Genomic DNA, 8,602 nt, shown 5'->3' on the forward strand with positions numbered 1-8,602 from the left:
ATGTTAGATAGTTATAAAGTCTTAGAATTTCCAAGAATTTTAAATCATATCGCAGGTACATGTCGTACAGAAATTGCGAAAAAGAAGATCTTACATCTAGAGATGTATGATAATTTAGCTGATTTGAACGAAGAACAGAATCGTTTGGAAGAAGCTATGACAATTCATCGTATTATGGGTACTTTGCCTCTTGCACCACTCAATGATATCAGTGCTTATCTTGCAAAGGCTAAGATGGATGGTATTCTCGCTCCTGAAGAATTAATGGCGATTGACCATATGTTAGAAAACATCTTTCAGGTCACATCTTATTTTAATGCTTATGAAGGAGACATTATTCTATTAAGAGATCTAGTAGAAGGTTTAGAAGGAGATAATGGTCTTCATATTGAAATCAATAGATGCATTATGCCTGATGGATCTATCAGTGATCACGCAAGTGAAACACTTTATCGTGTTAGAAAAAGCATGCATGCATTAGAAGGACGTATTCGCCATTCAATGGAAGGCTATTTAAAGAGTGAAAAGAATTCTTTAAGTATGGATACTCTTTCAAGTAAAAATGACCGTTTAGTACTTGCAGTCAAGGCGCCTCATAAAAATGAGATTAAAGGCTTAGTTCATGCAACAAGTGCTTCTGGTCAAACATTCTTTATAGAGCCTGAAAGTGTCGTTGTTATGAATAATGAACTCAACGAGTTGAAAAGTCAGGAACAGACAGAAATCAATAAAATACTTCAAAGTCTAACTAGACGTGTCAAATACAACTATACAAGATTCTATTTCGATCAGGAACTCATGTCTGAACTTGATTTTGTCTTTGCGAAAGCACGTTTTGGCTGTGATTATGATTGTGTAAAGCCTGATATCAATGAAACGGGTGTTCTCTCTTTAAAGCAGGCAAGACATCCCTTAATTGATCAGGAAAAGATAGTTCCTAACGATATTATTATTGACGGCAAAATGCTTATGATTACTGGTTCTAATACCGGTGGTAAAACAGTGGCTTTAAAAACAGCCGGTTTATTATCATTAATGGCTATTAGTGGATTAGCTGTTCCAGCTAATGACGCTTCTATTCCATTCTTTGATGCTGTTTATACAGATATTGGTGATGAACAGTCCATTGAACAATCACTTTCAACATATTCATCACATATGAAGAAGCTTATCTATATCCTAGAACATGCCACATGTCGTTCTCTTATCCTGATTGATGAAATTGGTTCTGGTACAGATCCACAAGAAGGGGCTTGTCTAGGAGAAGCTATCTTAGATACCTTATTAAATCGTGACTGTCGTATTATCGCATCAACTCATTATGGCGAACTAAAAAGCTATGGTCAGACTAGAGATGATATTACGCTCGCATCAGTCGGATTTGATGTAGAAACTATGCGTCCTACATATCGCTTGAAGCTTCATTCAATTGGTTCTTCTTATGCCTTTGAAATTGCTGCATCTTTAGGATTAGATCATGAGATTATTGATCATGCTTTACATAATAAAGAAGAACGTATGAGTGAAGCAGAAAAGTTAACTGAAAAGCTGACTAAGCAGAGTGCAGAATTAGATGAGAAAGAAGAAAGGATCAATCAGTTACTTGCAGATAATGAAAAGCTTCATAATCGTTATGAACATCAGCTTTCTATTGCCACAAAGCAGAAAGATCGTATTGTAGAAGAAGCACAGCAGGAAGCCAATAAGATGCTTGAAGAAGCTAAGAAAACAATTGATGAATTGACTAAAGATATCATGGATCAAGGTTCTTTAAAACCTCATCAAGTGACTGCAGCCAAACACGCATTAGACCAGCAGAAATATGAAAAGAAAGAAATTATAAAGGTCCAGGACCATGTCTTTAAGAAGGGGGATCATGTCAAACTTGATAAGATGAATAGAGAAGGGGATGTACTTGAAGTTAAGAAACATGAACTGTTGATTGATTTAGGTGGTCTCCAGGCACGTGTAAAAGATACAGAAGTTACTTTTATGCATGGCGCCTCTAAGCCTCAGAAAGTAAAAAAAGCAGGTACTAGACAGCATATGAAGAAAACAGGACATTATGAAGTAAATGTCATTGGTATGCGTTATGAAGAAGCGATGAATATTGTTGAAAAGTTCTTAGATGATGCTTTATTACTTGGTTATCCTTCAGTACGTATTGTGCATGGTATGGGTAAAGGGATTTTACGTAATGGTATAAGAAAGAAGTTAGATCATCTATCTTATGTCAAAGAATACCGTGATGGCGGCCCCAATGAGGGTGGTTTAGGTGTAACGGTGGTTAGCTTTGAATAAGAATCTAGATTATATTAAAAAGAAGCTCTCATTACTTCCTATGTCTCCTGGCTGTTATTTAATGAAGAATACAGAAGGAAAAGTCATTTATGTAGGAAAGGCGCGAAAACTGAAAAATCGCGTCTCTTCTTATTTTACAGGTGCACATAACTATAAAACAACAAAGCTTGTAGATCATATATGGGACTTTGATTATATTGTAACAGGCAGTGAAAAGGAAGCATTATTACTAGAAATCAACCTAATTAAGGACTATACACCTGAATACAACATCATGTTTATGGATAATACCTATTATCCTTATATTGAATTAACTGATGAAACCCATCCAAGACTTAAAATAGTAAGAAAAACAAGAAACAAAAAGAATAAGTACTTTGGTCCTTATCCTGATGCTACTGCAGCAAGAAATACCTTTAAATTATTAAATAAGCTTTACCCTTTAAGAAAATGTAATCATGTCCCAGATAAGCCATGCCTCTATTATTCATTACATCAATGCTTAGGGCCATGTATCAACGATATTGATAAGAGCCAGTATGATGAAATCAAAAAAGAACTGATCTCATTTATTCATGGTAATACCAAATCAAAGATTGATGAACTCACTGAAAAGATGATGACAGCCAGTGAAAATCTACAATTCGAGCTTGCAAAAGAATATCGTGATCTCATTCGTTCTATAGAATATGTAACTGCCAAACAGAATGTTCAATTTGGTGACTATAAAGATAGAGATATTTTAGGCTATTATATTGATAAAGGTTATATCAGTATTCAGCTCTTCTTTATGCGTGAAGGTAAGCTTCTCTATCATGATTTCAATCTTGAGCCTGTAGGAGAAGATTTTGAAGAAGATCTGATTCGTTTCTTAGTTACTTACTATCAAACACATCCTGAACCCTATGAACTACTTATTCCTCAGGACGTTGATTTAGAACTTTTATCTGAAATATTATCCTGTCATGTACTTCAGCCTCAAAGAGGTGATAAGAAATCCTTAGTAGAAATGGCTAATAAGAATGCGAAGGAAGCACTAGAAAAGAAGTTCTTATTAAAAGAGAAAACGGATGAAAAGACAATCCTGCCTATTATTGAATTAGGTAAAAAACTTGGTATTGAGACACCTCATACTATTGAATTATATGATAACTCTAACATCCAGGGGGCTTATGCTGTTGCAGGTATGGTTGTTTATAAGGATGGCGTACCTTCTAAAAAAGATTATCGTAAATATAAGATCAAGACAGTAGAAGGCCCTGATGATTATGCTAGTATGAAGGAGGTCATCTATAGACGTTATTATCGTCTTTTAATGGAACAAAAGGAAATGGCAGATCTTATTATTGTCGATGGTGGACTTGGACAAATTAAAGTAGCCAAAGAAGTTATCGACGGCTTGAATCTTCCTGTACATATCTGTGGGTTATCTAAGGATGATAAGCATTCTACTGCTATGCTTCTAGATGAAAATGGCAATCAGGTGCCTATTGATACAAAGAGTCCGTTATTCTTCCTTCTTACACGTATGCAGGATGAAGTGCATCGTTATGCTATTTCATTCCATCGTCAGGTCCGTTCTAAATCATTATTTAGTTCTATTCTTGATGAAGTAGATGGAATCGGCGAAGCACGTAAGAAGAAACTTCTTAATCATTTTAAAAGTGTCAAAAAGATGAAAGAAGCGTCTTTAGAAGAATTAGAAGCAGTGATTCCTAAAAATACAGCTTTGAAACTCTATGAAGTACTGCACAAAGAATAAACTATACACTCATCATGATATACTATATAATTGACACTAGAGAGCAGGTGATTTAATGGAAAATAAGCGCAAGTATCTGTTTGTTACAGTCATTGCATTATTTATCGTTTCATTCTATACAATTAATCTCCGTTTTGATCCATTCTATCGTGTCAATGGAATCAACAATGACAACAGAATGATTATCGAGAAATATCTAAGTAAAGAGGAACAGAAATATCTTGTAGAAAACAGAATCCCACTTTACCATTTTATGAAATTTATCAAGTATGATGATTTTTATCTTCCATATTATCAATATTATGAACTACTAGAAAAGACTGGTCGCTATGACAACATTAAGATTATTCTTTCTACTGGTAATGAATTAGCTGGAAAACTTCTTGATAGTTTTAAGAACAATGCCTATGATCAGGCTAAAAAGTTAGTAGAACATGATTTGGAATCAGGATATTTATATAATCAGAATTTTGATTTTGATAAATTAGAAATATATTATGAAATGAGACCACTATATGATGATTATAGTTATGTGGATGATACAGAATATTATATTGAATTATTAAAAAATCGTGGATTATCAGATAAATTAATTCGTTCTTTCTTTACGGATGCTTGTAATAACTACTCACGTTATGGGTTAACGACACTCATGACTCAGGCCAATAATCATGAGATATTCTTAATTGCGGATCCTTCATCTTTACTGACAACAATTAATGATACAAGTTATATAGGGGCTTATGTGCCACATAATCTTGTTCTGATGTCAGATATTCATCGCTTGAAATACGCTATGTATTTAGAGAATGATGCTTATGAAGCCTTAAAGAAGATGGTAGAAGCAATGCCGGATGATATTGCTGAAGATTTTTATGTCAAAGAAGCCTATGAAAGCTTCAATGATTTTCAATATTCAAATCCAGCTCTTGCCGGCAAAGATGAAAGACAGCTGGGTAGAACAGTGTCCATTGCTTCTAAATCCATTGCCTATCAGACATTTGAAACATCTGCCCTGTCGCAATGGCTTGAAGCACATTCTTACGAATATGGCTTCATATTGCGTTATCCGAAGCGTATGGCTTCTTCTACAAATCGTGTCTATGATTCTCATTATTATCGCTATGTAGGTAAGAAGACAGCCAATAAGATTTATAAAGAAAATAGCTGTATTGAAGAATATATTCAAAAGGAGGCAGTAAAATGAAGAAAATTGTAATCATGTCAGATAACCATGGTGATATGAATATGTTAACAGATATTAAAGTCCTAGAAGATGATGCAGATTACTATATCCATTGTGGTGATAGTGAGTCCTATTCACTTCAGGATTTAGATGGCTTTGTAGCTGTTAAAGGCAATAATGACTGGAGTCTTGATCTTCCTCAGACAGCAAGACTAGATATTGAAGGAAGGCATCTTCTCATCACTCATGGTCAGTTCTTTGGTTATTTTGACCGCGAAAAGAAAATGATTCAGTTCTTAAAAAAGTATAATGGAGATGTTTTGATCTCAGGTCATACACATATGCCTCTTGCGAAAGAAGAAAACGGCTTATGGCTTATTAATCCAGGCTCAACATCCTGGCCACGTGGTGGATCAAAACGTTCTTATGCAGTTGTAACAATTGATGATAAAAATGTAGATGTAGTGATTAAAACTCTAGAATAGTGATACATTTAAATAAATAGGAATTGACATTTTATATCTTCCTATTATAATGAGCATGTAAAGTCAAATATAAAGATAGAGGAAGCGATGCATCAGAGTAATATGAGGAGTCGGCAGACTAAGAATCATATGAAAGGTAATCATCGCCGAAAGAAGATAAGCGGCAGCTTGTTGTCTTGGTGATTCAGGAAATACCTGTCTCACTCCTTCATGATGAAGAGGCGTTATCTTATCGTTAAAAGCTATACGATAACGTATGGCTTTTTTTCTATTTTTATATAGAAAGGGGAAATAAGTGTGAAAATAAAATTTGTTATTAATCGAAAAAAATAAAGACATAGTAGATATTGCTTATGAAAAAAGTAAATCAAATAGTAATATCCTAAAAATATTTAGGTTAATGATAAATTAAAATTTTTATTGTATGTTTGTGTCCGACCGACGAAGGCGGACGGAAATGGAGGAAATTATGAAAAAGACTTTAATTACGCTTGCAGCAGCAGCACTTGTATTATCAGGATGTGGATCATCTCCAAAATCAGATGACAATACTTTTACAGTAGGTATGGAAGCAGCTTACCAGCCATTTAACTGGCAGACTTCTAAGAAGACAGATACTGCTGTTAAATTAGATGGTGGTGCAGGTTATGCAGATGGTTATGATGTTGTCATTGCCAGCAAAATCGCAAAGAAATTAGGTAAAAAACTTGTTGTAAAGAAGATTGCATGGGATGGTTTACAGCCAGCTGTAGAATCTGGTGAAATTGATGCAATCATCGCAGGTATGACTGCTGATAAGAAACGTGAAAAAGGATTAGATTTCACTACACCTTATTATCAAAGTGAAATGGTTATGATTGTAAGAAAGAACAGCACTATGACTTCATTCAATGATATCCAGCAGTTCTCAGGTTATAAGGTAACAGGTCAGAAGAATACAAACTATGATACAATCATTGACCAGATCAAAGGTGTAAAACATCAGACACCTAAATCAACTTACCCAGAATTAGTTGTAGCTTTACAGCAGGGTGATACAGATGGTATTACTGCAGAATTACCAGTTGCGAATGGTATCGTACAGGCCAACCCAGATCTTGCAATTGTTAAGTTTGCAGATGGTCATAACTTCAATGTAGATACTGCAGTATCAATTGGATTAAAGAATAATACTCGTAAAACAGCTGAATTTAAAAATATTCAGAAGGCTTTAGACTCTATTTCACAGGAAGAAAGATTAAAAATCATGGAAGATGCTGTTAAAAGAGCACCTACTGATAAATAGGAGATAAAATGAAAATAGATTTTCAATATGCATGGAGCCAGTTAATTAATAACTGGCCTCTGTTCTGGTATGGTATTAAGATGACAATCGCTTTTGCGGTTGTTGGTACATTAGCTGGTCTTGTTTTAGGTCTTATTATTGGCGCTATTCGTTGTGTGCCACTAGATCCTCTAGATAAGCCAGTTTTAAGATTTTTTAAACAGTTAGGACGTTTTATTACAGGCTTTTATGTATGGGTATTTCGTGGAACACCTATGATGGTACAGGCCGTATTCCTTTATTATTTATTTAAGCCAGTATTAAATTGGAATAACTTCACTGCAGGTATGGTTATTATTTCAATCAATACAGCAGCTTATATGGCTGAAATCATTCGTAGTGGAATCCAGTCTATTGATGCTGGACAGATGGAAGCAGCTAAGTCTTTAGGTATGACAAATACTCAGACAATGATCAATATCATCTTCCCACAGGCTATCAAGAATACATTCCCATCACTTGGTAATCAGTTTATCGTTAATATTAAAGACAGCTGTATGTTAAATGCAATTTCAGTTGTTGAATTATTCTTCCAGGCACAATCAGTGGCTGGTACTAATATGAGATATATTGAAGTATATCTTGTTGTTGCTATTCTTTATTTAATTCTTACAACTGTTGCAACATTCGCGCTTAACTACATTGAAAAGAAAATCAATAAGACAAACACAGTAACTATCAAGGATAACTGCGCATAAGGAGGAAAAAAATGGATACAGTCATTGAAATTAAACATTTAGAAAAACATTTTGGAAACCTCCGTGTTCTTAATGATATTGATTTTACTATTGAACGTGGTAAGGTTGTGACTATTATTGGTTCAAGTGGTTCTGGTAAGAGTACATTATTAAGATGCATTAACTTATTAGAAGTTCCTGATGCAGGAGAAATCTTATTTAATGGTCAGAATATTTTAAATGGAGATATGGATGCTTCTACTTATCGTAGTAAGGTAGGTATGGTATTCCAGAACTTCAATTTATTTAGTAATAAGACAGTATTGGAAAACTGTATGATTGGACAGATCAAAGTATTAAAGAAATCTAAAGAAGAAGCACGTGAGGAAGCTATGAAACAGCTTAAGGCTGTTGGTATGGATAAATTTGCGGATGCATCAAGCACAAAGCTTTCTGGTGGTCAGAAACAGCGTGTAGCCATTGCAAGAGCATTATGCATGAAACCTGAAGTTCTTCTATTTGATGAACCTACAAGTGCTTTAGACCCTGAAATGGTAGGGGATGTATTAGATGTAATGAAGGAACTTGCAAAAGAAGGTTTAACAATGGCTGTTGTTACTCACGAAATGCAGTTTGCAAGAGAAGTCAGCGATGTAGTATGTTTCATGGATCAGGGTGTTATTGCAGAAATGGGTACACCTGAAGAAGTATTTGAACATCCTAAGACAGAACGTGCTCAGCAGTTCTTATCACGTTATTCTAATAGATAAAATATTTACTTGAGAGACGGTTAAAACGAACCTTTAATTTTTAAGGGGGGTCAATAAAAAACTCGCTTTAAATATTTGGGGGTTTCCACTTGTAAAG

General features: G+C 34.7%; 7 protein-coding genes and 1 riboswitch. All 7 genes read left to right on the forward strand.

The window, feature by feature from the left end; all coding sequences use genetic code 11:
* The 7 genes from ACFOZZ_RS05315 (at nt 1) to ACFOZZ_RS05345 (ending at nt 8,505) form a co-directional block, all read left to right on the forward strand.
* A complete protein-coding gene (locus tag ACFOZZ_RS05315; protein WP_376814871.1) occupies nt 1-2,301 on the forward strand; it encodes an endonuclease MutS2 in 2,301 nt (766 codons plus the stop codon).
* The gene (uvrC, locus tag ACFOZZ_RS05320) at nt 2,294-4,063 is read left to right on the forward strand and encodes an excinuclease ABC subunit UvrC (RefSeq protein WP_376814872.1); all 1,770 of its coding nucleotides are present in this window, start codon (nt 2,294-2,296) and stop codon (nt 4,061-4,063) included. The genes ACFOZZ_RS05315 and uvrC overlap by 8 nt, the downstream gene beginning before the upstream one ends.
* Before the next feature lie 55 nt (nt 4,064-4,118).
* Nucleotides 4,119-5,270, forward strand: coding sequence for a M15 family metallopeptidase (locus tag ACFOZZ_RS05325; protein ID WP_278780164.1), 1,152 nt, complete (start codon nt 4,119-4,121; stop codon nt 5,268-5,270).
* Nucleotides 5,267-5,734 carry a metallophosphoesterase family protein gene (locus tag ACFOZZ_RS05330; RefSeq protein ID WP_055288693.1) on the forward strand — a complete coding sequence of 156 codons (468 nt, stop codon included), beginning with the start codon at nt 5,267-5,269 and terminating at the stop codon, nt 5,732-5,734. Before ACFOZZ_RS05325 ends, ACFOZZ_RS05330 begins: the two co-directional genes overlap by 4 nt.
* 68 nt (nt 5,735-5,802) lie before the next feature.
* Nucleotides 5,803-5,969, forward strand: a riboswitch (Lysine riboswitch).
* Nucleotides 5,970-6,203: 234 nt separating this feature from the next.
* A complete protein-coding gene (locus tag ACFOZZ_RS05335; protein ID WP_278861526.1) occupies nt 6,204-7,019 on the forward strand; it encodes a transporter substrate-binding domain-containing protein in 816 nt (271 codons plus the stop codon).
* A gap of 8 nt (nt 7,020-7,027) precedes the next feature.
* Nucleotides 7,028-7,756 carry an amino acid ABC transporter permease gene (locus ACFOZZ_RS05340; RefSeq protein ID WP_279148198.1) on the forward strand — a complete coding sequence of 243 codons (729 nt, stop codon included), beginning with the start codon at nt 7,028-7,030 and terminating at the stop codon, nt 7,754-7,756.
* Between the two features lie 11 nt (nt 7,757-7,767).
* Entirely contained in the window at nt 7,768-8,505 is a 738-nt protein-coding gene (locus ACFOZZ_RS05345) for an amino acid ABC transporter ATP-binding protein (protein ID WP_376814873.1), read from the forward strand.
* Nucleotides 8,506-8,602: the final 97 nt, after the last annotated feature.

Origin of the sequence: Catenibacterium sp. GCM10023432, from assembly GCF_042651925.1 — a bacterium.
Taxonomy (GTDB): Bacteria; Bacillota_I; Bacilli_A; order Erysipelotrichales; family Coprobacillaceae; genus Catenibacterium; species Catenibacterium mitsuoka.

What these genes read in the sequence shown, in the direction of transcription:
- ACFOZZ_RS05325 (WP_278780164.1), top strand. Translation starts at nt 4,119, where the DNA reads ATGGAAAATAAGCGCAAGTATCTGTTTGTTACAGTCATTGCATTATTT.
- ACFOZZ_RS05345 (WP_376814873.1), top strand. Translation starts at nt 7,768, where the DNA reads ATGGATACAGTCATTGAAATTAAACATTTAGAAAAACATTTTGGAAAC.
- ACFOZZ_RS05315 (WP_376814871.1), top strand. Translation starts at nt 1, where the DNA reads ATGTTAGATAGTTATAAAGTCTTAGAATTTCCAAGAATTTTAAATCAT.
- ACFOZZ_RS05340 (WP_279148198.1), top strand. Translation starts at nt 7,028, where the DNA reads ATGAAAATAGATTTTCAATATGCATGGAGCCAGTTAATTAATAACTGG.
- ACFOZZ_RS05330 (WP_055288693.1), top strand. Translation starts at nt 5,267, where the DNA reads ATGAAGAAAATTGTAATCATGTCAGATAACCATGGTGATATGAATATG.
- ACFOZZ_RS05335 (WP_278861526.1), top strand. Translation starts at nt 6,204, where the DNA reads ATGAAAAAGACTTTAATTACGCTTGCAGCAGCAGCACTTGTATTATCA.